The 25280-nt window shown below is 54.0% G+C and carries 28 protein-coding genes; 11 read left to right on the forward strand and 17 right to left on the reverse strand.

The genetic code is table 11. The features are described from left to right. The first annotated feature begins 209 nt into the window (after positions 1-209). Positions 210-1562 carry a DUF2254 domain-containing protein gene (locus AUP42_RS17440; protein WP_062952844.1) on the forward strand — a complete coding sequence of 451 codons (1353 nt, stop codon included), beginning with the start codon at positions 210-212 and terminating at the stop codon, positions 1560-1562. Here the strand turns inward: AUP42_RS17440 and AUP42_RS17445 are convergent. Beyond that, a complete protein-coding gene (locus tag AUP42_RS17445) occupies positions 1547-1792 on the reverse strand; it encodes a DUF2798 domain-containing protein (protein ID WP_062952845.1) in 246 nt (81 codons plus the stop codon). The genes AUP42_RS17440 and AUP42_RS17445 overlap by 16 nt on opposite strands. Before the next feature lie 107 nt (positions 1793-1899). On the opposite strand from AUP42_RS17445, the gene AUP42_RS17450 reads away from it, so the two are divergent. After that, the gene (locus AUP42_RS17450) at positions 1900-2802 is read left to right on the forward strand and encodes a LysR family transcriptional regulator (RefSeq protein ID WP_037990241.1); all 903 of its coding nucleotides are present in this window, start codon (positions 1900-1902) and stop codon (positions 2800-2802) included. Between the two features lie 10 nt (positions 2803-2812). Here the strand turns inward: AUP42_RS17450 and AUP42_RS17455 are convergent, their stop codons facing one another. Then, positions 2813-3256: an Lrp/AsnC family transcriptional regulator gene (locus tag AUP42_RS17455; protein WP_037990281.1), complete on the reverse strand. Its 444-nt coding sequence runs from the start codon at positions 3254-3256 to the stop codon at positions 2813-2815. A gap of 137 nt (positions 3257-3393) precedes the next feature. Here AUP42_RS17455 and AUP42_RS17460 point away from each other — a divergent pair, with 137 nt between their 5' ends. After that, positions 3394-4305, forward strand: coding sequence for a DMT family transporter (locus tag AUP42_RS17460; RefSeq protein ID WP_062952846.1), 912 nt, complete (start codon positions 3394-3396; stop codon positions 4303-4305). 93 nt (positions 4306-4398) lie between these two features. Beyond that, positions 4399-4761, forward strand: a complete 363-nt coding sequence (locus AUP42_RS17465) for a hypothetical protein (protein ID WP_062952847.1) — start codon at positions 4399-4401, stop codon at positions 4759-4761. 66 nt (positions 4762-4827) lie between these two features. Here AUP42_RS17465 and alaS read toward each other — a convergent pair whose 3' ends face one another. The 6 genes from alaS to AUP42_RS17490 form a co-directional block, all read right to left on the reverse strand. Further along, on the reverse strand, positions 4828-7482 hold the full coding sequence (gene alaS / locus AUP42_RS17470) for an alanine--tRNA ligase (protein WP_062952848.1): 2655 nt from the start codon (positions 7480-7482) through the stop codon (positions 4828-4830). Between the two features lie 179 nt (positions 7483-7661). After that, positions 7662-7967: an NIPSNAP family protein gene (locus AUP42_RS17475; RefSeq protein ID WP_062952849.1), complete on the reverse strand. Its 306-nt coding sequence runs from the start codon at positions 7965-7967 to the stop codon at positions 7662-7664. Positions 7968-8003: 36 nt separating this feature from the next. Next, positions 8004-8147 (reverse strand): entericidin, encoded by a 144-nt coding sequence (locus AUP42_RS17480; protein WP_062952850.1) that lies wholly within the window; start codon positions 8145-8147, stop codon positions 8004-8006. Positions 8148-8367: 220 nt separating this feature from the next. Beyond that, entirely contained in the window at positions 8368-8544 is a 177-nt protein-coding gene (locus AUP42_RS21255; RefSeq protein WP_082824831.1) for a DUF1328 domain-containing protein, read from the reverse strand. 89 nt (positions 8545-8633) lie between these two features. Continuing rightward, a complete protein-coding gene (locus AUP42_RS17485) occupies positions 8634-8777 on the reverse strand; it encodes an entericidin A/B family lipoprotein (RefSeq protein WP_062952851.1) in 144 nt (47 codons plus the stop codon). 225 nt (positions 8778-9002) lie between these two features. Then, complete coding sequence (locus AUP42_RS17490) at positions 9003-10052, reverse strand: alpha/beta hydrolase family protein (protein ID WP_231858334.1); 1050 nt, start codon at positions 10050-10052, stop codon at positions 9003-9005. Between the two features lie 222 nt (positions 10053-10274). Here AUP42_RS17490 and AUP42_RS17495 point away from each other — a divergent pair, with 222 nt between their 5' ends. Then, on the forward strand, positions 10275-11207 hold the full coding sequence (locus AUP42_RS17495; protein WP_231858335.1) for a helix-turn-helix domain-containing protein: 933 nt from the start codon (positions 10275-10277) through the stop codon (positions 11205-11207). 122 nt (positions 11208-11329) lie between these two features. On the opposite strand, the gene recA is transcribed toward AUP42_RS17495, so the two are convergent. After that, a complete protein-coding gene (gene recA, locus AUP42_RS17500; RefSeq protein ID WP_062952853.1) occupies positions 11330-12409 on the reverse strand; it encodes a recombinase RecA in 1080 nt (359 codons plus the stop codon). Between the two features lie 281 nt (positions 12410-12690). After that, a complete protein-coding gene (nikR, locus tag AUP42_RS17505) occupies positions 12691-13170 on the reverse strand; it encodes a nickel-responsive transcriptional regulator NikR (RefSeq protein ID WP_062952854.1) in 480 nt (159 codons plus the stop codon). 97 nt (positions 13171-13267) lie between these two features. On the opposite strand from nikR, the gene AUP42_RS17510 reads away from it, so the two are divergent. Together AUP42_RS17510 and AUP42_RS17515 are read left to right on the forward strand one after the other, a co-directional pair. Then, positions 13268-14056: a DUF4198 domain-containing protein gene (locus AUP42_RS17510; RefSeq protein WP_062952855.1), complete on the forward strand. Its 789-nt coding sequence runs from the start codon at positions 13268-13270 to the stop codon at positions 14054-14056. 9 nt (positions 14057-14065) lie between these two features. Further along, complete coding sequence (locus AUP42_RS17515) at positions 14066-14596, forward strand: hypothetical protein (protein WP_062952856.1); 531 nt, start codon at positions 14066-14068, stop codon at positions 14594-14596. Here AUP42_RS17515 and AUP42_RS17520 read toward each other — a convergent pair. Then, positions 14582-15481, reverse strand: coding sequence for a DMT family transporter (locus AUP42_RS17520; RefSeq protein WP_062952857.1), 900 nt, complete (start codon positions 15479-15481; stop codon positions 14582-14584). The genes AUP42_RS17515 and AUP42_RS17520 overlap by 15 nt on opposite strands. 206 nt (positions 15482-15687) lie before the next feature. Here AUP42_RS17520 and blaOXA point away from each other — a divergent pair, with 206 nt between their 5' ends. From blaOXA to AUP42_RS17535, 3 genes are all read left to right on the forward strand, one after another. Then, positions 15688-16494 carry a class D beta-lactamase gene (blaOXA, locus tag AUP42_RS17525; RefSeq protein WP_156484648.1) on the forward strand — a complete coding sequence of 269 codons (807 nt, stop codon included), beginning with the start codon at positions 15688-15690 and terminating at the stop codon, positions 16492-16494. 79 nt (positions 16495-16573) lie between these two features. Next, positions 16574-17347: a PH domain-containing protein gene (locus tag AUP42_RS17530; protein ID WP_062952858.1), complete on the forward strand. Its 774-nt coding sequence runs from the start codon at positions 16574-16576 to the stop codon at positions 17345-17347. Between the two features lie 101 nt (positions 17348-17448). Beyond that, the gene (locus AUP42_RS17535) at positions 17449-18486 is read left to right on the forward strand and encodes a sodium:calcium antiporter (protein ID WP_062953010.1); all 1038 of its coding nucleotides are present in this window, start codon (positions 17449-17451) and stop codon (positions 18484-18486) included. A gap of 27 nt (positions 18487-18513) precedes the next feature. Here the strand turns inward: AUP42_RS17535 and AUP42_RS17540 are convergent, their stop codons facing one another. From AUP42_RS17540 to AUP42_RS17565, 6 genes are all read right to left on the reverse strand, one after another. Then, entirely contained in the window at positions 18514-19209 is a 696-nt protein-coding gene (locus AUP42_RS17540; protein ID WP_062952859.1) for a hypothetical protein, read from the reverse strand. 158 nt (positions 19210-19367) lie between these two features. Beyond that, positions 19368-20972 carry an MFS transporter gene (locus AUP42_RS17545; RefSeq protein ID WP_062952860.1) on the reverse strand — a complete coding sequence of 535 codons (1605 nt, stop codon included), beginning with the start codon at positions 20970-20972 and terminating at the stop codon, positions 19368-19370. A gap of 12 nt (positions 20973-20984) precedes the next feature. Next, complete coding sequence (locus AUP42_RS17550) at positions 20985-21149, reverse strand: DUF1427 family protein (RefSeq protein WP_062952861.1); 165 nt, start codon at positions 21147-21149, stop codon at positions 20985-20987. 4 nt (positions 21150-21153) lie between these two features. Continuing rightward, positions 21154-21375, reverse strand: coding sequence for a DUF1427 family protein (locus AUP42_RS17555; RefSeq protein ID WP_062952862.1), 222 nt, complete (start codon positions 21373-21375; stop codon positions 21154-21156). Positions 21376-21474: 99 nt separating this feature from the next. Continuing rightward, the gene (locus tag AUP42_RS17560) at positions 21475-23337 is read right to left on the reverse strand and encodes an amidohydrolase (protein ID WP_062952863.1); all 1863 of its coding nucleotides are present in this window, start codon (positions 23335-23337) and stop codon (positions 21475-21477) included. Between the two features lie 188 nt (positions 23338-23525). Continuing rightward, positions 23526-24203: a hydrolase gene (locus tag AUP42_RS17565; protein WP_062952864.1), complete on the reverse strand. Its 678-nt coding sequence runs from the start codon at positions 24201-24203 to the stop codon at positions 23526-23528. 152 nt (positions 24204-24355) lie between these two features. Here AUP42_RS17565 and AUP42_RS17570 point away from each other — a divergent pair, with 152 nt between their 5' ends. Further along, complete coding sequence (locus AUP42_RS17570) at positions 24356-25252, forward strand: LysR family transcriptional regulator (RefSeq protein ID WP_062952865.1); 897 nt, start codon at positions 24356-24358, stop codon at positions 25250-25252. The last annotated feature ends 28 nt before the right edge of the window (positions 25253-25280 follow it).

Here is a 25280-nt window from a genome sequence, read left to right on the forward strand (position 1 = left end):
ATTTGGTTCATTTTTTAACACCAAACAATCGCGAATTTTGCATGGGTGGCATTCATCCGAACACTCAACGGATGCACCCAAACGCAGAAAACAGGGAACCGGCTTTAACCTCATACGTTTAACACTGGATCGCTGTCCCGGTTTCGGCTTTGCCAACGGGCGGCATTTGTCGCCACGCAAAGCACACGGCAAGAACAGGACCGCAGTAAATGTTTCACCGATTTATCCGGATATGGGAATTTCTTGGTCACAGCTTGTGGTTTATTCCGCTGCTTTATGCAATTGGCGGTGCCACTGTTGCCTTGCTGGCAATTCGCCTCCCGGGCGAGGAGATGATTGCCAGCCTACCGGATTTCTGGCCGCGTTTCGGAACGGTTCAAACGGTACAGGACCTGACATCGACCCTTCTTGCCACCCTTGTGACCATGACCACCTTTGCCCTGTCCGTAACCATGGTGGTTCTGACACTTGCCGCCGGATCACTGGGCCCACGCACCATTCGCAATTTCATGGGCGATCCCAAAACACAAAATGCACTGGGCAGTTTTGTCGGATCCATTCTGTTTCTGATCACTGCCCTTGTCATCATGGGGGGCCAGGGCAAGGAGGATCAGGTCCCGCAAATTGCCGCCATAACCGGGATTATCCTTTTTGTCGTAAGCCTGTTTGTCCTGATTCTGTTTGTGCATCATCTGGGTCGATCCATTGTAGCGGATCAAGTCATCCAGAAAGTCGGCGGAAATCTGGAAGAAACGATTGCATCGTCGCTGGAAACGCTTTCAAAACCAATCGACCATGCAGCAGAAGCCGGATGCACCCTGCCTGATGCGGGAACAATCAACCCTGACAGAGCCATCAAGGCCGCAAAATCTGGTTATGTGCAGGGCATCGACTATGAAGGTTTGCTGGAGGTTGCGACCAAGGCAGACATTCATATCGCCCTGACAATCCATGCCGGACAGCATGTGATTGCCGAAGACATTATCGGAGAAATCAGCATAAATGCCGCCAATGCAACAGACGACATCGACGAATACCGGAATTTCATTACCGAACAGATACTGATTGGCAATCAGCGCACCGCGATGCTTGATATCGAGTTCGCCCTGCGCCAACTCGTCGAGGTCGCCCTGCGCGCATTGTCACCGGGCATCAATGACCCGTTTACCGCAATTGCGGTGATTTATCGTCTGGGCCGGGCCATGCCACAGGCGATGAATTTTCATTCCCCGTTGGGCCTTTGGCGAGACGAGCAAGGACAGGAACGGATATGTGCCCATCTTTCGGATTTCGGCGAGATGCTGGACGCGGCATTTAACCAGATCCGACAATCGGCAAGCACCAAGCCCTATGTGTTGTTGCCAATGGCAGAAGTTCTTGAAAGTCTGATCGGACAGGCCAAAACAGCCAAACAGCAGGACACCCTGCGCGATCATGCGCGCCTTATCGGACGGACGGCCGCGCGAAACATCGCCGAGGCGGCTGATCGCAGGGCGGTTGAACGTGCCGTCAACCGTGTCCTGCGACAGCAACAGGCCAAAGACGATTATTCAGCGGCCTGAACACGTGAATGGCGGGTCAGGTTATTTGCGATGCGCGTCACCGTGCCGCCACTGATCAGAACCAGCGAAAAGGCAATAGGCCAGGCAATGACAAATGCCCGCCCCCAGCGCAGCAGAAATTCGGGGTCGATACCAGTATTGATCAGTGTCACCAGCCCGGTCATCAGGGTCGACAGCCAGATCGACATCAGACCGGAAAATACAAAACGATAAAAACGTGCCGGAAGCATGTGAGGCTCCTTTGATTTGGTTCCCGTTTACGGTGGGCATGGAGCGGACAATGCGATAATCTCATTTTTGGGAATAGTGGATATTTTCGGGATTTGAGTTTCCACATATGGAACATGCGCAACTGGACGATTTCGCCCTTTTCATTCGCATAGCCGAACTTGGTAGCCTCCGGCAGGCATCGATTGCCCTGGAGGTTCCGATGGCGACACTTAGCCGACGCCTGCAAAAGCTGGAGGAAAAGCTGGGCTGCAAACTGCTGCTACGCGGCAGCGGACGGTTCGCCCTGACTGATGCCGGGCATACCTATTTCGACCAGTTACGCCCTCTGGTCACCGAAATGAACAGAACGCTTGAAAGTATCGACACACGCCATAACGAGCCTGCCGGGATTTTGAAGATCGCCTTGCCTGTCAATCTCGCCCGAAGCTGGCTCGCCCCGTTTTTCAGCACTTTTCTTCGTAAACATCCCCATATCGATCTGCGGCTGACCCTGTCCAATCGTGTATTGCCGCTTGGCGAATTCAATTTTGATGTCGCCATCCGCGTCGGCAAGCAAACCCAGCAATCTCTCGTCCTGCGCAAGCTGTGTGACACCTATCTGGTTGCCTGTGCCGCCCCGGAATATCTGGCGAAATTCGGCACACCGACATCGCCCGAAGAACTGCGTTATCATGCGATGATTGTCGCAAGTCCGCTTCGAACCTGGCGGTTGACCCACCGCAAAACAGGACGCAACGAGGTATTTAGCGTTGATGGCCGGTTTGACGTCGACGAGATCGAACTGGCATCACTTATGATAGAAGAAGGCCACGGCATCGGCCTTGTACCACACAGCATTATCAGCAATAGGCTGCGGGCTGGACGACTTGTAGCGCTTCTGCCCGACTGGGAAACCGAACAGCGCGATATCTTTGCTGTTTGGCCCGAAACCGATTTCATGCCCAAACGCCAACGTGTTTTCATAGATGAACTGGTGGCCTTTGCCACGCAAAACCCGGCAGACCGATAACCGGAAACCATCAACGCATGACCGGCGGTGGCATGCGTCGTTCAACCGACTTCGATTTCACGATAGATGTGTTGGTTTCCGCTTTGTCGACAATGCGATCCAGCAATGTATCAAGCTCCCCCATCGAGCGGACATAAAGCCGCGCAATATAACAATCATCGCCCGTGACCTTGTCGCATTCCCCGAATTCTGGAATTTCTTCGATCATCTGCTGAACGATATGCAATTTGCCCGGCAGCGGACGAATGCGTACGATCGCCTGCAGCGGATAGCCAAGTGCTTCGGGATTTACATCAATGGTAAAGCCCCGAATAACGCCGCGTTCCTCCAGACGCCGGACCCGTTCCGCCACGCCGGGGGATGATAGCCCGACACGGGCTGCCAGTTCCTTTTGCGAGATACGCGAATCACCAATCAGGATTTTCAGTATCTTCTGGTCGATTTCATCGATCACTTTACTTTTCCTATAAATATTCGACATAAACTTTATATAGTTAAGTAAAGAGCCGACATTTTCAATCTCAAACCATGGAACAAAGCCGAAAAAAGGCGCAAATTTCATCCATAAAATCAGTTTAACGGAGCATTCCGATGGATGAAAAACTGCGCGGCACGGTCGAAATGACCGCGGCCATGACGATCCTGGGCACAATTGGCTGGTTCGTTGTGATGTCGGGGCAATCCGCTCTTGATGTTGTTTTCTGGCGGTGCGTATTCGGGGCTGGGGCCCTGCTTGTCGTTTGCGCTGGCATGGGGTTTTTACGCGGACTTTTGAACCTGCGGATATTGGGTTGGGCCGCGCTTGGTGGTGTTGCCATCGTGATAAACTGGTTCCTGTTATTCCAGTCCTATTCGATGGCATCGATTTCCATTTCAACAGCCGTTTACAATACCCAGCCCTTCATGCTGGTGATGTTCGGTGCATTGCTGTTTGGTGAAAAACTGACAGCCAATAAATTTGCATGGCTTGCGATTGCATTTGGCGGTCTGCTCCTGATCATATCGGGCAAGCCCGATGGCGGCTTTACCGGCACCAATTATGCAGGCGGCATCGCGATGGCATTGGTCGCAGCCTTTTTCTGGGCGGTGGCTGCCATCATTACCAAAAAGCTGAAAGGTACCCCGCCGCATCTGATCGCGCTCATCCAGGTTTGTGTCGGTATTCTGCTGCTCGCTCCCTTTGCCAATCTTGATAACCTGCCCGATACGCCATCGAGCTGGGGCGCGCTCGTCATGGTTGGCGTGGTTCATACCGGGATCATGTATGTGTTGATGTATGGCGCGGTTCAGAAACTACCTACCCATTTGCAAGGGTCGCTGTCCTTCATCTATCCAGTCGTCGCCATTCTTGTCGATCTGATTGCGTTTGGCTATCGCCCGGATACCGCCCAGATCATCGGGGTAGTGGCGATTGTGATTGCCGCAACCGGCATGAATCTTGGCTGGCAGCTCTGGCGTAGTGGAAAACGCAACCCGGCAAGAAATGCCGCTATCCAGAAATGATCATACGACAGTTAAATCCAACGGCACATAGATGAACGGGTGGTCTGATTATTGCTTGCAACTTTTCAGGGTAAAACTTTTGGAAAACACTGCATGACCAGCATTAATCCGTCCCAGTTCAATGTTGCATCGTTTCAAAAGCTGGGGATCAACGTTGCGAACAAACAGGTCCCCGAAGAAACCATCGCCTTCATGCGCCAACGGCAGGGAGACGATGCCAGCTCAGGCAAAGCCGCACCACTATCGGATACTTTGCCTTTTGACCCGCTTGCGGCAAATGCAGGTGCCAAGTCACGAACCGAAACCCAACTGATCGGCCAGCAGGATGAAGCCTCCAAATCCACGCTGCCAACATCGGCAGAGGAGCTTCTGACAGTAAACGAAGATGAAGAAATGACGGACGAGGAAAAGCAGCAGAAACTTGCACAACTCAATAAGCATATACTGCAAGGCTGAAACTCATCACAGCGCCAGTAAAAAGGGCCCCTTGTGGGGCCCTTTTTTAATTCGCACTGCAACTGCTCAGCCAGCAACCGTCGCCTCAATCGCGGCAAGTGCCGCGTCGGCCTGATCGGCGTCGGGGCCACCGCCCTGTGCCATATCCGGGCGACCACCGCCGCCTTTACCGCCGAGCTTTTCGACACCGACACGGACCAGATCGACCGCGCTGAATTTACCGGCGAGGTCTTCGGTCAGGCCGACAACGATTGATGCCTTGCCGCCATCGGTCGAGATAAGGGCAACAATCCCCGATCCCATCTGATCGCGCAATTCATCAACCATGCCCTTGAGTTCCTTGGCCGGGATACCGTCCAGAACACGCAGGGCCAGTTTGACACCATTGACTTCCTTGAACGCGTCAACACCCGATGCCCCGCCCGAACCGGCTGTTGCCAGTTTCTTGCGCAGGTCGGAAACTTCGCGTTCAAGCTTCCGGCGTTCATCCTGCAAGGCTTTGACACGTGCCGGAACATCTTCGGGAACGGCTTTGAGATCGGCCGAAATGGTTTGCAGAAGCTGATCGCGGGCCGCCATATAGCTTGCGGCATCCGAACCGGTCAGGGCTTCGATACGGCGGACACCGCTTGAAACCGCACCTTCGGATACGATCTTGAACATACCGATATCGCCGGTCCGTTTGACATGCGTACCACCGCAAAGTTCAAGCGAATAGGCATGTTCGTTTGCTTCGGGCAGGCCCATCGAAACAACGCGGACTTCATCACCGTATTTTTCGCCAAACAGCGCCATCGCCCCCAGTTCAATCGCCTCGTCCGGGGTCATCAGACGGGTGGTGACTTCACTGTTTTCGCGGATCAGACGGTTGACGTCGAATTCGATTATAGCGGCTTCTTCGGCGGTGATCGGTTTGGGGTGCGATACGTCGAAACGCAGACGATCCTTGGCAACCAGCGATCCTTTCTGGGTGACGTGATCACCCAGATGCTTGCGCATGACCGCATGCAGAAGATGGGTCGCCGAATGGTTCGCACGCAAGGACGAACGGCGGGTATGATCGACGCGGAATTCGGCGGCATCGCCAACCGAAACATCACCTTCGACAACCTTGCCCAGATGCACATGAAGCGCACCGAGTTTCTTCTGGGTGTCGGTGATTTCAATCACGGCACCCTTCTCGGTTTTGATCATGCCGGCATCGCCCTGCTGACCACCGGATTCCCCGAAGAACGGGGTCTGGTTGGCAACGATGGCAACCTCATCGCCCTTGGTTGCGGTTTTGGTTTCCGCACCATCCTTGATCAGGGCCGTGACAACGCCCTCGGCATTTTCGGTTTCATAGCCCAGGAATTCGGTCGCGCCATCTCGGTCATTGATGTCAAACCAGACTTCCTCGGTTGCAGCTTCGCCCGAACCCGACCATGCGGCACGGGCCTTGGCTTTCTGTTCTTCCATAGCCGAGGTAAAACCGCTTTCATCGATGCCAATCTTGCGCGGTTTAAGCGCATCAGCCGTCAGATCAAGCGGGAAGCCGTAAGTATCATAAAGCTTAAACGCCACATCGCCCGAAAGGGTCGCGCCCTCGGCCATGCCATCGGTCGCGTCATCAAGCATCTTGAGACCGCGATCAAGCATGGTTTTAAAGCCCTGTTCTTCAAGCTTCAGGGTTTCTTCGATCAATGCCTGGGCACGGACCAGTTCCGGGAAGGCACCGCCCATTTTGCGCACCAGTGCCGGGACCAGTTTATACATCACGGGGTCTTGCGTGCCGATCATGTGCAGATGGCGCATGGCGCGACGCATGATACGACGCAGAACGTTACCACGGCCCGCATTGGACGGCAGAACACCATCCGCAATCAGGAAGCTGGTCGAACGCAGATGGTCGGCAACCACGCGGTGCGACACATTATGCGGACCATCGGGATCGGTGCTGGTGGCATCCGCCGATGCTTCGATCAGCGCGCGCATCAGGTCGATGTCATAGTTATCGTGCTTGCCCTGAAGGACGGCGGCAATACGTTCAAGGCCCATGCCGGTATCAATCGACGGCTTTGGCAGATTGACGCGTTCGCCATTCGCCATCTGCTCGTACTGCATGAAGACGAGGTTCCAGATTTCGATGAAACGGTCGCCGTCTTCGTCGGCGCTGCCCGGAGGACCGCCCCAGATTTTGTCGCCATGGTCAAAGAAGATTTCCGAACAAGGACCGCAAGGACCAGTATCGCCCATCGACCAGAAGTTATCCGAGGTCGGAATACGAATGATACGGTCATCAGTAAGACCGGCGATCTTTTTCCAAAGACCATGGGCCTCGTCATCGGTGTGATAGACGGTGACCAGCAGCTTGTCTGCCGGGAGGCCGTATTCCCTGGTGATCAGATTCCAGGCGAATTCAATCGCGTTTTCCTTGAAATAATCGCCAAACGAAAAGTTGCCGAGCATTTCAAAGAAGGTGTGGTGACGGGCGGTATGACCGACATTTTCAAGATCGTTATGCTTGCCACCGGCACGCACGCATTTCTGCGAGGTGGTCGCGCGTGAATAATCGCGCTGTTCCTGACCGGTAAAAACGTTCTTGAACTGGACCATCCCTGCGTTGGTGAACATCAGGGTCGGGTCATTACGCGGTACCAGCGGGCTGGAAGACACGACCTCGTGGCCGTTCTTGCGGAAGAATTCCAGAAACGTGGTGCGGATATCGTTAACGGTCTGCATCTCTCTCCAACCCGGAAAACGCGGAACAATCGCTGCCGCAAACCTACGGCGCGACTGCCCTATTTAGCGGCTCGGCTCTGTGCTGTCCAGTCGGGGAAAGGCTTTGCGGTGTTTAAGTGACGATTTCTGCATCCGGCACCGCACCGGAACACCACAACGGCATGATCGGATATGCCTGCCTAATCAAGAACCGGGCGCATGAAACTGCGCTCGTAACTGATGATGCTGCGGTTACGTTTTTCAAGTTCGAGTGTAGCAACACACTCGTGATCATTCGCCATGCGGTTTCGGTAATCCTCGTATGCCGCAAGGCTTGGGAAGCTGAATAGGGCATATGCAATGTTGCTGGCCCCCTCATGGGGCAGGAAATAGCCGTGATGCGTCCCGCCCATCCGGTTGACGATGGGAATCCAGCGACGGGCATAATCCTCGAATTCAGGGATTTTATGCATGTCGACAATATATTTAAGATAACAGGTGATCACGGCGGGAGCTTTCGTAAATTCCGAAACGCGTGATGGTTATTTGTCGACGCCTTCCTGAATCTGTTCGCCAAGTTTTTCAACATCGCGGCCAAATCCGGCGGCGGTTTCACACGCGGCAAGCGACATGCCAAAGCCCGCAATCAGGGCCAGTGCCAGAATACGTTTCACAAAAATAGTCATCGTTTGAATGCTCCTGCCTTTAACGACATGTTGATTTTGAAGGCGGCCGCGGCCTGCTTCTGACGCAAGGCATATGGCTTCCGAAATCGGTTGCTATCTTGTCGGGGTCACGTCCGGCTGGCAACTCTTTCCTGCATCGACGATTTAAAAGTCACGCAGAAAAACGGGCGTGTCGCAGCACGCCCGTTTCCGTTTGCTCGTGTTATTGTCTATACCGCGATCAGATCGGTGGACGACGACCACGCAGTGCGTTGACCAGAAGCGAAACAACGAACAGTACGAGGAAGACGAAGAACAGGATCTTCGCGATCCCGACAAATGTACCTGCCAAGCCGCCAAAACCAAGGACGGCGGCGACAAGCGCCAGAATAAGACAAAAGACTGCCCAACCCAACATGATGTTATCTCCTTTTCGGTTTTGGCCGCTTGCGGGTGATGGAGTTGATCCCAAAATCCCGTCAGCGAACGAAAATCCGCGATGATGCCTTACTCGCTGGCTTCATCCTGAATGGCTTCACCAGCATTTTCCATATCCTGGCCAAAACCCTCGGCGGTTTCACAAGCGGCAAGGCCAAGGCCCATGCCGGAAATCATCGCAACGGCGAAAATCTTTTTCCAAAAGTCGGACATTTCGGTTTCTCCTGTTTGCTCGACGTGATTTTGTTCACACCATCCATAACGGAGCCGAAAAGACAAAGTTCCGTACCCTGCTGCCAAGTTGCTGATCTGACGCAATTAAGGCAGATCAAACACCTGTGTTTTTGCGCGCTGCAGCCAATCGTGATCATTTTGGGGCAAGCGGAAAAGAGGACGCTTTGGTCCTTTTTTTCCGCAACCGCATCTATATTTCCCTGGTCAGGAACCGGTCAAATTCAGGAATGCCGCAATCGCCGAAACAATCTTTTGATGAATCTGGGCACGATCCGTACCGGGAGGATCAGAGCAGATTGGCTCGCTGCCCTCTTCTTTGAGTATCTCGGCGGCCCCCGGCATACATTCACCAAGAAATGTCAAATGATATGCTGGTGCAAACGTTGCTGAAGATGCGTTTTTGATCCGCGCGACCAGATTACTACCGGTCGGGCCAAAATCAGCGGCCACCCATTTGTTTTCTTCGCCAAGGCCGATAAAGAGCATGGCAGAGGTTACCTCTGCCAGACTACTTTGTGTCGCAGCAAACCCCATACCTGGCTCTATTGCAACAGAGCGAACAATCCGGTCGTCACGGCTTGAAGCTGCGAAATCATCGGGAAGATGATCAGGATCAACACCTCCTTTGCGCAAAAAATCGCAATCCTGGGCAGCACTGCCGAATTTGTCACAATATTGCGCATAAAGCGTTTGATCGAACCTTACCCCTGCAAGGTTTAAGACCGTCGTGCCGCCCAGCGAAAACCCAATCGCTGAAATATTCTGGCGATTGATGTAAGGGGCAAAAGCAGGATTGGAGAGGACCTGATCAAGGGTGGCACTGATATCCGCGGCACGTTCACCAATCATCGGAGTACGCCGGGGTGACGAATCCCCCGATGTAGTACCGGGATGGTTGACGGCAACAACAACCGCCCCGCGCAAAGCCAGTTGCGAGGACAACCAGCCAAGGCCATCCATGTTGCCGCCCGAGCCATGGGAAAGAATGACCAACGGATGTTGCCCCGGTGCAATTGCCGCACCGATATACGCATCAGTTCCTTTCCAGATAATATTGCTGCCGACCGGCGCACGATAGATAAAGGTATCTGCCGGATACCAGACCGAGGCCGCGATTGGCATGGAACGATGGGCTGCGCGCACATCAAAACGGTCATATCCGGCATAATCGGTTTGCGGTTCCGCCAAGACAGGCGATGTCTTCAGGCCCGCGGCCAGAAAGAAGGCGACAGCAAGATATATCGGTTTCATCATCAGGATCCTTGTCCTAAGTTAAGCGTGCCAGAACGTTTTTGCCCAAAATAGGATTTCCTGCGTCCTCAAACGGGTTTGTGAACGTCCCAAAACCGGTTTTGATACCTTTTGTCGGGAATTTACCGTCTGATGCTTGTCCTTCCCGTCCCTATTATTGTTGCCCTGGTTTTGGGGTTTCTATTTGTCCGCGCGGTTGTGGGAGAAAGAACCCCCAGGATGCTTATGGCACTGCTGCTGGCCTCTGCCGGGCAAAGCATTCTGGTCGGGCTTGTTCAGTATTATGGCTTTACCAACCTGCGATGGCTTCAACCCATCACCGCATCCGTTATCCCGGCAATGGCATGGCTGGCCTTTCTTGAATCAAGTCTTCGCGCACGCCTGCAAATACGGGATTGGGTACATTTCTCGGTACCAGCGATCATTGCCTTATGCGTGTTTGTTTTACCGGCCATCATTGACGTTGTCCTTTGCAGCCTTTTTGTCGGATACGGAGCGGCAATTCTGGTGATGCTTCATCGTCAGGGCGGGGATTTTGCCCATATGCGTCTGACCTCGGGCCATATCCCGGCACTGGTGTGGCGCTTCATCGCCTTCGCCCTGATCGCGTCAGCCCTCAGCGACATGCTGATCATCGTAGCCAAGATTGATGGAAACGATCAGATTGTCGGCCTGATCCTGAGCATCACATCATCCCTGGCACTCTTGACCATCGGCTTTCTGTCTCTGTCGCCCGACATTGCAATTGATGTTGATGTGGATGTCCAATCAGGGGATCAAAATCAGCCTTCCGATCACGTGCCGGCAACACCCAGCAACCCGGAACATCGGACCATAATGGCCCGGCTTGAAGATTTGCAGATACGCGAACAGCTTTATCTTGACCCGGATCTGACGCTTGCACGCATATCCCGACGTATGGGCGTGCCGCTGAAACAGATTTCGACCGCGATCAACGCCACGACCGGTGAAAATGTCTCGCGCTTTATCAACAAGTACCGGATTGAACATGCTTGCCGTGAGCTGGACAAGGGTGAGACGGTGACAGCCACCATGCTAACAAGCGGCTTTAACACCAAGTCGAACTTCAATCGGGAATTCTTAAGGATAACCGGCAAAACGCCCAGCCAATGGCAACAGGAAACACAGCAACCCTGACGCCGCTTCGCGCCATATCGCGAAATCCTTGCCTGCCTGCGTTACACACGCAGCCAACAAAACGGATCAGACACAAAAACGGGCGCTCAAAGCGCCCGTTTGATTATTCAGTCTGCTTTTAATTACACGTCGTCATCGTTTGACGGTTCATCTTCGCTCATGCTGGTCATTGCCTCGGCGATCAGGCCGGCACTTTCGCGGATGCTGCGTTCGATTTCGGCGGTCATTTCCGGATTTTCACGCAGGAAAGTTTTGGCATTCTCGCGGCCCTGACCGATACGGGTCGAGTTATACGAGAACCATGAACCGGATTTTTCAACGATCCCGGCCTTGACGCCAAGATCAAGGATTTCACCCATCTTGGAAACGCCTTCACCATACATGATGTCAAACTCGACCTGCTTGAACGGCGGCGCCATCTTGTTTTTGACAACCTTCACACGGGTCTGGTTGCCAACGACCTCGTCACGGTCCTTGATCTGACCGATACGGCGGATATCAAGACGAACCGACGCATAGAATTTAAGCGCGTTGCCACCCGTGGTGGTTTCCGGGCTGCCAAACATCACACCGATCTTCATACGGATCTGGTTGATGAAAATGACCATACAGTTCGAACGCGAGACCGAGCTGGTCAGTTTACGCAAGGCCTGGCTCATCAGACGGGCTTGCAAACCAACGTGGGTGTCACCCATTTCGCCTTCAAGTTCGGCACGCGGCACAAGGGCAGCAACCGAATCGACGACCAGAACATCAATCGCACCGGAACGCACCAGCGTATCGGCGATTTCAAGCGCCTGTTCACCGGCATCGGGCTGCGAAATCAGAAGTTCGTCGGTATTCACACCAAGCTTGCGGGCGTAACCCGGGTCAAGCGCGTGTTCGGCATCGACAAAGGCGCAGGTCCCGCCAAGTTTCTGTGCCTCGGCAATGGTGTGCAGGGCCAGTGTGGTTTTACCCGAACTTTCCGGACCGTAAATTTCGACGATGCGGCCACGCGGCAGACCGCCAATCCCCAACCCGATATCAAGGCCAAGTGATCCGGTCGAAATGGCTGAAATATCCACCGCACTATCGCGCTGGCCGAGCTTCATGATCGAGCCCTTGCCAAATGCGCGTTCGATCTGCCCAAGGGCGGCTTCGAGTGCCTTCTGCTTATCCATCGTATCTTTATCCACCAAATGCAGCGCGGTCTGAATCATTTTCCGAACTCTCTTATTCCACAGGGCCGGGTAGGATGCAACGCAGGCGGTTCCCCGGTCCTAAATGCGGAACGCCACCGCTAGGTGCCCCGCCGGATAACTGGCATCACGCCAACCATTTTCCGGCAAACGCATTGAGAACATAATGCGAACACTCTCATAAAAAAATGGATGTTGCAAGTTTGTTCTCATTTCAGCGATAGAGAATTCATACACAGCGAACAGGAACGATCACGACACCCGCGCAGCACCTCAGAAAACAATTCAGCCGAAATCCTGTTTCAGGTGGTTATTTTCAGGTGTTCGTGACGATGGGCGTGACCATGATCGTCATCGCCATGGTGATGGGCTTCGACATGCAGTTCGCCCGGAACGGAATAAAGCTGCCCATGGCGAACCCCCGGCTGCGCCAGAACCTGATCGGCAAATCTGCGGATATCGGCAAGCTTGCCGCGCAGGGTAACACTTTCAAGGCAGGTATCATGATCGATGTGGAAATGCACGGTCGAGACCGTCAGGTCATGATGTTCGTGCTGCGCACTCATCAAGCGTGACGCCAGCATGCGTTCTTCATGATCATACACGTAATTCAGAACCGCAATGCCAACGCCGCCAGTGTCTTCGTCAAGCTTGGTGTTCTGAAGCTTTTCCCGAATCAGGTCACGAAAACCTTCGGAACGGTTGGTATAGCCGCGATGTTCAAGGAAGGCATCAAATGCCTCCATCAAATCGTCTTCGATCGATACGGTCACGCGGGTCATACGAATTCCCTTTCAGAATCATCAGCTTGACTCGTATGAACAATTTTGAAAAGTTCACACAGCCTTTCAACTCCCTTAATCTCCCAAAGGATAGCAGATGTTTCAATCAAAGTTCACAACCCCGCTTGCAATTGCCGCGCTGGGGTGCCTGATTGGTTATGGTGCAACGGCCCACGAATTCATCGCCAGCAGCAAAACCGACCCCGCAAATGACAAAAACACTGCTGTATTCATCCTCGATTCGACCCATGTTTTCGGCTCCGCCGAAGAAGCCGAAGCCACAAAGCATGTAGCCGCACAATTAATCACTCCCTCGGCCGCCACCGATCTTGATGTTAGCGAAAATCCTGATGCCCCCAATCTGACCGGTACCTTTACCCTTTCCGACGAACCGGCATGGATTGTCGGACATCGCCTTCCGGTGATCTGGTCACAGACACCCGATGGCTGGAAAGAAGGCGGGTCGGATGTGAACCCGGATGCCGTTGCATCCTCGCGCTTTGAAAAGTTTTCCAAAAACCTGACCGGCGGTGACGGAAATGCAGCGTTTGTTTCAACACCACTCGGCCACACGCTTGAGATCGTGCCCCTAAGCGATCTGCGCGCGACAGGCATCGGGGATGATATCGATGTTCAGGTCCTGCTGAACGGGCAGCCCTATTCGACCAGCGTTCTGGCAACCTATGCCGGATTTACCGAAACACCGTCTTCCTATGCTTATTATACCGAAACCATGAGCGACGATCGCGGCAGCGGCATTGCCAAAATCCGCATCAGTGCGCCGGGTCTATGGATGGTCCGTGTTGCCGCTGATCTTCCCGATGTCGAGGAAGGTGTGGGCGTGCACAATCTGCGTGCCACGATGACCTTTGACATTGCGCAATAACATTCCGTCATGATGGCATTTATTCGTCCCAGACTTCTGGCTTTGGCCCTGCTGTTGGCGGGGCCCTTGCCTGCGTTTGCCCACGGTGCCGGATGGCAAATCGACCAAAGCCAGTCCGCCACCGTCTATCAGTTCGGATATACCGATGGCACGGCAATGATGTTTGCCGAAGTCACGATAACCGGTCCGGATGGCAAGGTTTGGCAAAAGGGCCGGACGGATCGTGAAGGTCGTTTTGCCCTTGCAACGCCATCCCAGCCACGTGACGGGCAAACCGGTTCGCATTGGAAAATCCTGGTGTCGGACGGCATGGGGCATCAGGTCACCCTGACCCATTCGTCAGATATGACAGATACGCCAAACACAATAGACGCATCACCAACACCCGAACAGTCAACGCCGGGCCTTGGCGGCACAGGAGCCTTGCTTGATCTTCCGCTATGGGCAGCAATCCTGTTCGGGATCAGCCTGATTGCCAATCTGGCATTCATCCCGATCTGGTTCAGACAGCGGCAAAAACAACGATCAATGCAGGAATAAAAGGGCAACCCCGCCAAAGGCCATGCAGGTCCCGATGATGGCCTGCGGGCCGACCGGGCGGCGCAAAATCAGACCTTCGTAAACAATCAGCAGAACCGGCGGCAACGCCATCAGGGTCGAGGCAATGCCAACATTGGCATTCTGAACCGCCACCATCGAAAGCCATACCCCCAAAGCAGGACCGATAAAGGCACCAAGAAATAGCCAACGCCCGACATCCGGCGCGCTGCACGCCACAATCGTGCGTCGGGCACGCCCCATGGCAATCGCAATTCCCCACATGATCACAACCGCGACAAAAGTTCTGATCCATGTTGCCGACAGTGCGGAATAGCCGCCGATCAGTGCATATTTCGCCGTCACCAGATTGGCAACCTGTCCAATGGCGCCGCCAAGTCCAAACAGAATACCGACCAGATAATTGCGTCCCTCCAACCCGACAGGGCGCCCCTTTTTCATCATGATGACCAAAAGGATGCCACCAATGCCAAGCGCAATACCCGACATTTCCTGAGGGCTGAGGACTTCGTCAAACAGAACCCAACCCAACACCGCCCCCATGATCGGCACGGTCGACATCATCAGCATCGATAGCCGCGCCCCCAGGGTCACAAAAGCCTGAAACAGCATGGCATCTCCGATCACAAGCCCTAGAACCGAAGACAGCGACAACCAGCCAAGCTGTTCCCATGTCACAGCATTTGGCCATGGCTGCCCTTCAAGCAGCCAGTGCAGCAATGTCAGACAGGTGATCGAGCAGGCAAGACGCCCGCGATTGACTGTCTGCGCACCGACCTTACCACCAATGTTGGAGAAAATCATGCTCGACGTCGCCCAGGCCATAGCGGCAGTAAAGGCGGCGGCTTCACCGAAGAACGGGATCATGCGGGGCTCTTGCTTGGACGTTGTTGTTTTTTGGCTGCCGGATTGTGGCGCAACCGGACCGGGAACATAAACCCGCTTTGCCGCATTTTGGCAATCTGAATTTCCTCCCGCAGATAACGGCCAGGACAACATGGATTAAGCGATTAAATGAACCTTCAGCATTCGTCCCTACCCTTCGAACTTTACCCATCCACAAGGATCGCGTTTTGCAACGTACCAGCCTGATTTTTCTTCTTGGCGTAATGTTCGCCCCCTTCAATGCCACGGCGGAAACCAAAACGGTTTGTACCCTGATTTCGGATACCAAAACCGGCAAGACCATTGTTGAGGAAGGCGAATGTAAAACCCGCGCAACGTCGGCCTCGACCTTCAAGATCGCCATCAGTCTGATGGGATTTGATAGTGGCATCCTGACCGATGCCCATCATCCCGTATGGTCGTTCAAGGAAGGCTATCCAGACTGGCGCACCGCATGGCGCGAGGATACGGATCCGCAATACTGGATCGAACAATCCGTCGTCTGGTATTCGCAACAGATCAATATCAGACTGGGAGAGGCAAGGTTTCGCAACTATGTCACATCCTTTGATTACGGAAATGCCGATGTATCCGGGGATGCCGGAAAACAGAACGGCCTGACGCGATCATGGCTAAGCTCGTCCTTGCAAATCTCGCCTGCCGAACAGGTCGAATTCATTTCAAAAATGATCCGGAGCGAGTTGCCCATCGGCAAACAGGCCCGCGAAATGGCAATGGGGCTGTTTGACATGGGTGTTCAGGCAAATGGCTGGCATGTATTTGGCAAAACCGGTGCTGGCCTGTCGCAAAATGCCGATGGCCGCACGATCAAGGGGCAACCGTGGGGCTGGTTTGTGGGTTGGGCAACCAGCGGCGAGCAAACCATCACATTTGCCAGACTGACCCATGACAGCACACGCCCGGCAAAATCGCCCGGTTTTGCTGCACGCGATACGTTCCTCGCAGAATATTTTGCAACAGACGGTGCCTTTTGACCGGGTAAATCCTTCTGTATCTTGCCAATTTCGGATCGCGGCCTATGTTGGACCGATTGCATAAAACAGGACAGACTGCATGAGCCGGAAAAACGACACCAATGCGGAAAGCAAACCCTTCAAGGGCATCCGCCGCCATCTGCATGACGGCGAGGTGGTCATCATGGATTTGCCGATTTCACCGGTTTCGATCCTTGTCCCCGGTTTCATCAAGATCATCTGGATTGCGCTTCTGATTTACGCATCCTATCACTGGCGAGCAATTTACGATTTCCTGATGCCGCAGGCACGCGCCCTTCTGACCGGTCCCGAAGCCTTTGCCGCGCTGGATCGCGTTTGGGAAGAATATGAATTCGTGTTTTCAATTGCCCTGTTCGGGGTGATCATTGCGCTGATTTCGATTGTCTGGAAACTTTTGAAACGTGCCCTTGGCGTTTCAACGCGCGCTGCACGCGACAGCATTCTTTTGCCGCTTACGGCCATTCGCGATCTGTTTTTCTTTGAACGTGTCATAACCAATAACCGGATCGTCACACGCAGTGGCGTTCTGCGAAAAGATCAGGATGATCGCGGGTTTGAGTCCATCAAAAGCACCCAGATCAGCAAAAGTGTAATCGGCAATATCTTTGATTATGGTGATCTGCATATTACCGACCGGCTGGGGCACAGCTTTACGCTGCGTCAGGTGACAGGTCCGGAAACCGTCGCAAAGGAACTTTCCGATTTCTTTGGCCGTGTCCGCCCCGATAATCGTAACGGCGAGCCGATTGATATCACGCATCGCGCCCGTGAAGAAGCGATTGAACACAACAAAAACAAGCCGCTGGCACGTCCGGAAGGGGAAGTGTTTTAACTTTTCACAATCAGGGAACATGACGGCACCCGATGCGTCATAAAGGGCAGGTAAAGCCGCCCCGGTGCAAATGCGGCCAGATCCGAACAAAAGACGTTTTGATGCTGCCTGCAATTGCAACCCTTCCGCTTTGGTCCATTATCGGACTGTTTTCAATCTGTGCTGTGGTGATCGGCTTCGCCGGAACTCGGTTGGCAACGATTGCTCTCAAGCTCGCCGAACGGACCGGCATGGGACAAATCATAGCCGGTGCGGTTTTTGTCGGCATGTCGACCAGCCTGCCCGGAAGTGTGCTTTCGGTAACGACGGCGTGGCAAGGACACACCGATCTTGCCATCGGTAATGCGCTGGGTGGCATTGCTGCCCAGACGACCTTTCTGGCAATCGCCGATTTTCTGTATCGCAAGGGTAATCTGGAACATGCCGCGGCCAGCGCAACCGGCTTGGCGCAGGCAACCCTGCTGGTCAGCATGCTTGCCCTGCCGCTTCTGGCCTATGCTGGTCCAGACTGGACAATATTGCATATCCATCCGGTATCGATCCTGTTGTTCATTCTGTATGGCTTTGGCCTGTCACTGCTCGCCGAAATCAGGCATCAGCCAATGTGGCGACCGCGCAAAACCGACCTGACCAACGAGGATGCCAAGGAAGATGACGCAGATTATCATCCCGAAAGCACGCTTCGTCTGTGGGCAGAGTTTCTGGCCTTTGCCGCGATAACAGCCGTCGCCGGTTACACTATTGGCGAAAGCGGACTGGCCATCGTCGATAAAACCGGCATTAGCGAGACAGCAGTTGGCACCTTCCTGACCGCGATTGCGACATCGCTGCCCGAACTTGTTTCGGCAATTGCAGCTGTCCGCATGGGAGCGGTCAATCTGGCAGTTGGGGATATTATCGGTGGCAATGCGTTTGATGTTCTGTTTCTGGCCGCATCGGACTTCGCCTATCGCGATGGATCGATTTACGCCGCATTCAGTCCGCAGCACCTGTTTACCATCGCCCTTGTCATCCTGATGACAGGCATCCTTCTGTTGGGGATGCTCAACCGCGAACGCAGGGGGCTTGCCAATATCGGTTGGGAAAGCGTTTCAATCCTGTGCCTTTATGGCATGTCGATATTTTATCTTTCGGGATAGGCCGCAGATAACACCGGGCAAGTCCCCCTACTTTTGGCGCCACTCAATAATCATTTTCAAAAACAATGACGTGCCTTCATCAAAGGCAGGAAGCAAATCAGCATGGTCGACGGCAAGCCAGCTGTAGACCGAAAGGCTCGTAACGGGAATTGCCTGGAATCCGTCCGGGGTGCCACCAGTGACCGACAACGAATAGCTATCCAGCAGCATTGCGTCCAATCGCCCGTACTGCAGCATCTTCTGCATCATTTCGGGCCCGCGCGGAACACGCACGACTTTGGGATGATCAGCCAATAGTACATCAGACCAGTCGGAACCAAGCCAGACACCAACACTCTCATCTGTCAGATCGCTTATCCTCGATATCTTTCCGGACCGCACCACCAGCATTCCGTCAACCAGTCCAACGCGGACATTTCCCCTTATGATCGGGCGGTCAACGCCTTGTTGAAATCCTTCAAGTTCGGCGAACGCACCATCAATTTCACCATGCGATAAGGCTTGTCCAACCCGTGCGAGCGGCATACGTATCGGTTTGACGCATACACCCGCCTTTTGCATGGCATCGCGATAAGGTTCGATCCCATCCCCGGTCATCCGGACTTCGGGCATGGCAATAATCAGGCACTTTTCAGTGGCACCGGCTAATGTCGAATGGCTCAGGATCGAAATCAAAATGGTCAGGCCGGATGCACCTGACCTGAACTTTCCGCAAAACGTCATCACCACTTTCCCAAAGCACCCCGGGACGCCAACGGCGTCCAAATCAAACAGACCGGGCACCCAACAATAAGGGCCCGGCCTGTTATCATGATACTTACTTCAAATTCAGGGCATGGGGGAATTCAAGATTTCGAAAACAAGCACACATCCCATTGGTTTCACCGTGCGGCGATCAGATGTTCGACCAGCGGCTTGTCTTCTCCCTGATGCAGTTTGTTGACCTGTTCCTGAAGGACGCGATCGGTGCCGGTTACCCGCTTGTGATGGCGCAGATGTTCTATCCATGAGCCTTCAGACCAGACCTCGGTAAACAGATCAGCCTGCTTGCTGTCCTGATACAGGTTCCAATGATAGGCACCATGACGCTGGCGCGCCTTGCGCATGGCTTTCATCAGATCACCAAAAGTCTCACGATCCGTATCGGCAATGCGATAGGAAATCCGGATCATGACAGGGCCGCGATCATGTTCGACATCCTCACCGATTATCGGTTCGGGCCAATGCATCGATGGTGCGAGATCAAGGTTCGCCCCCTGATTAAGGGCAAACCGCATGGTGGCAAACATCAGAACAATCGCCCCGGCCGCCGCACATAATAGCGCCGTTTCAATCGAAAACTGGTCGGCAACCCAACCCCAAAGGATACTGCCACCCGACATCGCACCGAAAAACAGCGTCAGAAAGACGGACAAACCACGCGCCCGAACCCAATCAGGCAATGCCGTCTGTGCGGAAACATTGAAGGATGACAGAACGGCAATCCACGATGCCCCGGCAATAAAGGATGCGATCACCGCAACAACCGGCTGCTGGATCAGGGCAAAGGCAACAAGAACCGACGCCGTGCCAACCGTTCCGGCCATGACGGTTTTATCAGCCCCCAGACGCGCCTTGATCCGGGGTAAAACAACGGCCCCGATAACCGCCCCGGCACCGACACTGGCAAGCAGGATGCCATAAAGCTGCGGGCCGCCTGACAACACTTCACGCGCAATAAGCGGCAGCATCGCCCAATAGGCACTTGCAAAGACAAAGAACGCCACCGCGCGCACCAGCGTCGCAATGACCGGCGGGCTGTTAAATACATAACGAAGCCCCGCGCGCATCGCCCCGAAAACCTTTTCACGCGGCATAATCTGTTCGGGCTTTGCCGGTTTCCAGAAGAACAACACAACCAGAATGCCGACAAAGCTGATCGCGTTAAGTGCAAAAGGTGCAACCAGCCCGGCAGACACAATCAGGAAGCCGGCCAATGCCGGACCGATTGCACGACTGACATTGATCCCCATCGAATTCAGCGCGATAGCAGGTGCCAAACGCGATTTATCAACCAGCGACGGGACAATTGCCTGCCAGGCAGGTGCCATAAGTGCCGCGCAGGTTCCCATCATGAAGGTAAAGGCAATCAGGATCGACGGCGTTACCAGTTGCAGATAAACAAGTGATGACAAAGCCGCCGCCAATCCCGCCATCACGAGGTTGACCGCAAGCAGCAACTTGCGACGATCCATCAGATCCGCCAGAGCACCGGCAAATATCGCGAACAGAAACACCGGCAAGGTGGTTGCCGCCTGTACCAGTGCGACGACGAAGGGGGATGGCGAAAGTTCCGTCATCAACCAACCCGCACCAACGTCGTGCATCCATGTTCCGATATTTGAAACAACGGTTGCGATCCAGAGGAAGGCAAAAGCACGATGGCGGAAAGGCGACCACGGGCCCGCTGCGGTTCCGGGGGTGTTTTCTGATTTTTGCGTATTCATCTTAAGCTTCCCCTATTGCACGGTCAGGATGTGATCGGTAATCACAAACCCAGCCGTCATCGCTACCACCAAAAGTGCGCCGACAATTTTCGGAGGAGCCGGCAAAGGCAAATCAAGCCAGCGACATCCGCCACCAATCGCAAGTCCCAGTCCAATCCCGGTCAGAAGTTGCCACATGGTCCTACTCTCCAGCCTTGGGCACGTGTCCAATCGGACCAGCGCAATTTTTACGATTGTCGCAGCGACGATGCGGGAACCAGCGATCCACCGCCAGATAGCCAATCGTCATGGCAAGTACCAGAAGCGCACCTGTCATGGCAGGCGGGGCAGGAACCGGGATATCGATCACCCGGCAACCGATGCCAATCAGGATCGCCAGCAAAAGCCCAAATACGATTTTCATGGTTTTCAATCCGTTGCGGCATCCGGCCCATCGAAGCCCTGCCTGTTTGTCTTTCAGTGAACCGGGCGGGTAACGTGACCCGCCCGGCCCATAACGGCGCTAGACTGCAAAGCAGGAACAACCCAGCGCGCCCCAGAACGATTTAGCATCCGCAACCGGCACAGGATTATTCCAGGCAATCCCGTGATCATGTCCGTGGACACCGCAACCATGATTACATGCGTCATGGCATGCGCGCTCCGCGTGATGAGCATGGGATTCCGGGCGCTGTCCGGGGCTTTGTTGATGCAAAACCGGACTCCACGACGGAGATGCTGGCGGGATTTCCGGCGACAGGGACTGATACCCTCCTTCGCCGTAAACCACTTCTCCGCCAACCATGGTCATGACCGAGTTAATCCGGCGGATTTCTTCGGGCGGGACGCTTAGATAGTCAGCGGAAAGGATGGCCAGATCGGCATATTGTCCAGGTGCCAGCGTACCTTTGACATCCGCCTCGCCCGAGAACCATGCCGACCCTTTTGTCCACAGCATGAGCGCAGTTTCACGATCAAGAACGTTGTCATTGTCGTAAAGCGACATACCGCCAACCGTCTTGCCGGTAGTAAGCCAGTAAAGACCGACCCACGGGTCATAGGATGCAACGCGGGTCGCATCCGTTCCCGCCCCGACCGGAAGACCATATTCCAGCATTTTGGAGACAGGCGGGGTCGCCATGGCGGCATCCTTGCCGTAACGGTCGACAAAATATTCGCCCTGGAATGCCATGCGATGCTGGATCGCGATCCCGCCGCCCAGTGCCTTGATCCGTTCGATATTGCGTTCGGAAACGGTCTCGGCATGATCAATGATAAACCGCGTCTTGAACGGCTGTTTGCCATTCACCCGTTCGAACACACCAAGGAAACGGTCGATGGTTTCGTCATAGGTCGCATGAATGCGGAACGGCCATTCGCGTTCAGCCAGCAATTCGACGATGGGTTCGAGTTCGCTTTCCATGACCGGCGCCAGATCGGGGCGCGGTTCAAGGAAGTTTTCAAAATCTGCTGCCGACCAGGCAAGGTTTTCACCGGCGCCGTTCATCCGCAACATATCATCGCCAGCACCCGGTTCGGTCATTCCGACCCAGCGTTCATAATCGCTAAGCTCGTTCCCGGCGTTTTGCGCAAACAGGTTATAGGCGATGCGGACGGTCATCTGCCCGTCATCATGCAGACGGCGAATGACATCGTAATCTTCAGGATAATTCTGTCCGCCGCCGCCAGCATCAATGACGCTGGTGATGCCAAGCCGGTTCATTTCGCGCATATAGTGACGGGTGGAATTGATCTGATCCTCAATCGGAAGCTTGGGACCCTTGGCCAGCGTGGAGTAAAGGATCAGCGCGGATGGCTTGGCGACCAGGAGTCCGGTCGGATTACCCTTGGCATCCTTTTCAATCACGCCACCGGGCGGGTTTGGCGTGTTCTTATCAAAACCAAGAACCTTGATTGCGGCCTGGTTCAATAAAGCACGCCCATAAAGGTGCAGGATAAAGACCGGCGTATCTGGTGCGGCAGCATTGATTTCATCAAGGGTTGGCATCCGGCGTTCGGCAAACTGGAATTCCGACCAGCCACCGACAACGCGCACCCATTGCGGGGCTGGCGTGACAGCCGCCTGCGCTTTAAGCATGCGTAGCGCGTCGGCAACGGACGGTACGTTTTCCCAGCGCAATTCCATGTTGAAGTTAAGACCACCGCGAATAAGGTGGGTATGGCTGTCATTCAGCCCCGGAATAATCCGGCGTCCCGCGCCGTTGATCATTTTGGTTTTGCGATCGGCCAGTTTGCGTATCCCGGCTTCGTCACCGACCGCAAGAACCTTGCCATCGGCAATTGCGATGGCTTCGGCTTCCGGGGTCTTTGGGTCGAGTGTCGTGACCTTGGCGTTGTAAATGATGGTGTCGGCGGTGTCTTTCATTTGCTGGCTCCTGATCCCTGTAATCGGCAAAGTCGACAAGGCGGCCGTGGCGGCAACACCTTTCACGAAAGTCCGGCGTTTCATTGATTTGATCCCTGCAAAAAAGGCAGCCTGAGACAAGCGATTGACCGGTCCACTGCCAAAAAGAAAAGGCACGACGGAGATCCCCTTTCCGTCGTGCCCTCACATCAGGAAGCAGCCTGCGGTGCGAGGCGCGGACCGTGTTCGACACGTTCCGGTGCCTTGTGAACCATGGTGTAGGCATAATCGACGCCCATGCCATATGCGCCGGAATGTTCTTTCACGAGTGCCATTACATCGTTGTAGGTTTCACGGTGTGCCCAGTCGCGCTGCCATTCCAGCAGAACCTGCTGCCAGGTGACCGGTACGACACCGGCCTGAACCATACGATCCATCGCATAATTATGCGCATCGACCGACGTACCGCCGGATGCATCGGCGACCATATAGATTTCATAACCGCCTTCAAGCATTGCACAGAACGCGAAGGAGTTGTTACAGACTTCGGTCCACAAGCCGGAAACGATCACTTTTTTGCGGCCGTTTGCCGCCAGTGCATCGCGTACTTTCTGATCGTCCCAGGAATTCATTGAGGTACGTTCAAGAAGCGGATTTTCAGGAAATACTGCCAGAAGTTCCGGATAGGTATGGCCCGAGAAGCTTTCGGTTTCGACGGTCGTGATCGTAGTCGGGATGTTGAAAATCTTGGCAGCCTTCGCCAGACCAACGGTGTTGTTTTTCAGAACCTGGCGGTCAATCGACTGAACACCGAATGCCATTTGCGGCTGGTGATCAATGAAGATGATCTGCGAATTTTTCGGAGTAAGAAGTTCGAGCTTTGACATGATAATTCTCCTGTTAATGACGTAAGTCTTGCCTGTTGATCCCCACCCGTTTTCATCTGTGCTCGGGTGATGAGGAGATAATGACATCTTTTAAAAATGGAACAATTCTGTTATTTTGAGACAAATTATCCCAAATTTGAGACAAATTAACGATGGATCGTTTTGCTGAACTGCGCGCTTTTGTCGCAGTGGTTGAGAATTCCGGCTTTACCGCAGCGGCACGGGCATCACGCCTGCCCCGGTCTACGGTAAGCCGATTGGTCATGGGTCTTGAAGAAAGGTTGAATACGCAGCTTCTTCAGCGATCGACACGAAGTGTCGCAACCACCAGCACGGGTCAGGTTTATTATGAACGTGCCCGGCAGGTGCTTGATGATCTTGACGAGATTGACCTTGCCGTTACGACAACGTCTTCGACACCGTCAGGACATTTGCGCATTAGTGCGCCCCTGCCCTTTCAGGGCATCAACTTCGCCCAAACCGTGGCGAATTTTGTAAAAGTCTATCCGGATATGACGGTTTCAATGGATTTGGAAACCCGACTGGTCGACCCGGTATCGGAAGGCTATGACCTGATCGTGCGAATCGCCCGCCCGGATGAAGAAACCAATCTTGTTGATCACCGCATTGCGACGCTGAAATATGTCACCTGTGCGGCGCCGATGTATGTTCGAAAATACGGAATGCCACAAACCCCAGCCGATCTGCGCAATCACAAGCTGATTGTCTACGCAAACCGCAATCGCATGCGGAACTGGGTCTATCAGACAGCCAATGGCCGGGTCGAAATCAAAGCAGAATCTGCGATGAAGACCAACAATATGGAAGCATTGATGGTCTGGGTCGAAAACGGTCTGGGCATATCCGTGCTTCCGGAATATGCCCTTCGCGATGCTTTCAAATACAAAAGATTGGTCAAGCTGCTTGAGGATTACGAACTGCCGAAGCTTTGCCTGCAGGTCATCTATCCGCCGACCCGGCATCTGTCATCAAAAGTACGCCTGTTCACCGATATGGTCGCCGAGGAATACTCAGCTGTTCACTTCTGAGACCAAAAGACTGTGTAAACAAGCCAAC

It is taken from the genome of Thalassospira lucentensis (assembly GCF_001613805.1).
Taxonomy (GTDB): Bacteria; Pseudomonadota; Alphaproteobacteria; order Rhodospirillales; family Thalassospiraceae; genus Thalassospira; species Thalassospira lucentensis_A.

Excerpts from the sequence above, each read along its gene's own strand:
- AUP42_RS17440 (WP_062952844.1), top strand. The coding sequence starts at position 210 with ATGTTTCACCGATTTATCCGGATATGGGAATTTCTTGGTCACAGCTTG.
- AUP42_RS17445 (WP_062952845.1), bottom strand. The coding sequence starts at position 1,792 with ATGCTTCCGGCACGTTTTTATCGTTTTGTATTTTCCGGTCTGATGTCG.
- AUP42_RS17450 (WP_037990241.1), top strand. The coding sequence starts at position 1,900 with ATGGAACATGCGCAACTGGACGATTTCGCCCTTTTCATTCGCATAGCC.
- AUP42_RS17460 (WP_062952846.1), top strand. The coding sequence starts at position 3,394 with ATGGATGAAAAACTGCGCGGCACGGTCGAAATGACCGCGGCCATGACG.
- AUP42_RS17465 (WP_062952847.1), top strand. The coding sequence starts at position 4,399 with ATGACCAGCATTAATCCGTCCCAGTTCAATGTTGCATCGTTTCAAAAG.
- alaS (WP_062952848.1), bottom strand. The coding sequence starts at position 7,482 with ATGCAGACCGTTAACGATATCCGCACCACGTTTCTGGAATTCTTCCGC.
- AUP42_RS17480 (WP_062952850.1), bottom strand. The coding sequence starts at position 8,147 with ATGACTATTTTTGTGAAACGTATTCTGGCACTGGCCCTGATTGCGGGC.
- AUP42_RS21255 (WP_082824831.1), bottom strand. The coding sequence starts at position 8,544 with ATGTTGGGTTGGGCAGTCTTTTGTCTTATTCTGGCGCTTGTCGCCGCC.
- AUP42_RS17485 (WP_062952851.1), bottom strand. The coding sequence starts at position 8,777 with ATGTCCGACTTTTGGAAAAAGATTTTCGCCGTTGCGATGATTTCCGGC.
- AUP42_RS17490 (WP_231858334.1), bottom strand. The coding sequence starts at position 10,052 with ATGATGAAACCGATATATCTTGCTGTCGCCTTCTTTCTGGCCGCGGGC.
- AUP42_RS17495 (WP_231858335.1), top strand. The coding sequence starts at position 10,275 with ATGGCACTGCTGCTGGCCTCTGCCGGGCAAAGCATTCTGGTCGGGCTT.
- recA (WP_062952853.1), bottom strand. The coding sequence starts at position 12,409 with ATGATTCAGACCGCGCTGCATTTGGTGGATAAAGATACGATGGATAAG.
- nikR (WP_062952854.1), bottom strand. The coding sequence starts at position 13,170 with ATGACCCGCGTGACCGTATCGATCGAAGACGATTTGATGGAGGCATTT.
- AUP42_RS17510 (WP_062952855.1), top strand. The coding sequence starts at position 13,268 with ATGTTTCAATCAAAGTTCACAACCCCGCTTGCAATTGCCGCGCTGGGG.
- AUP42_RS17515 (WP_062952856.1), top strand. The coding sequence starts at position 14,066 with ATGATGGCATTTATTCGTCCCAGACTTCTGGCTTTGGCCCTGCTGTTG.
- AUP42_RS17520 (WP_062952857.1), bottom strand. The coding sequence starts at position 15,481 with ATGATCCCGTTCTTCGGTGAAGCCGCCGCCTTTACTGCCGCTATGGCC.
- AUP42_RS17530 (WP_062952858.1), top strand. The coding sequence starts at position 16,574 with ATGAGCCGGAAAAACGACACCAATGCGGAAAGCAAACCCTTCAAGGGC.
- AUP42_RS17535 (WP_062953010.1), top strand. The coding sequence starts at position 17,449 with ATGCTGCCTGCAATTGCAACCCTTCCGCTTTGGTCCATTATCGGACTG.
- AUP42_RS17540 (WP_062952859.1), bottom strand. The coding sequence starts at position 19,209 with ATGACGTTTTGCGGAAAGTTCAGGTCAGGTGCATCCGGCCTGACCATT.
- AUP42_RS17545 (WP_062952860.1), bottom strand. The coding sequence starts at position 20,972 with ATGAATACGCAAAAATCAGAAAACACCCCCGGAACCGCAGCGGGCCCG.
- AUP42_RS17550 (WP_062952861.1), bottom strand. The coding sequence starts at position 21,149 with ATGTGGCAACTTCTGACCGGGATTGGACTGGGACTTGCGATTGGTGGC.
- AUP42_RS17555 (WP_062952862.1), bottom strand. The coding sequence starts at position 21,375 with ATGAAAATCGTATTTGGGCTTTTGCTGGCGATCCTGATTGGCATCGGT.
- AUP42_RS17560 (WP_062952863.1), bottom strand. The coding sequence starts at position 23,337 with ATGAAAGACACCGCCGACACCATCATTTACAACGCCAAGGTCACGACA.
- AUP42_RS17565 (WP_062952864.1), bottom strand. The coding sequence starts at position 24,203 with ATGTCAAAGCTCGAACTTCTTACTCCGAAAAATTCGCAGATCATCTTC.
- AUP42_RS17570 (WP_062952865.1), top strand. The coding sequence starts at position 24,356 with ATGGATCGTTTTGCTGAACTGCGCGCTTTTGTCGCAGTGGTTGAGAAT.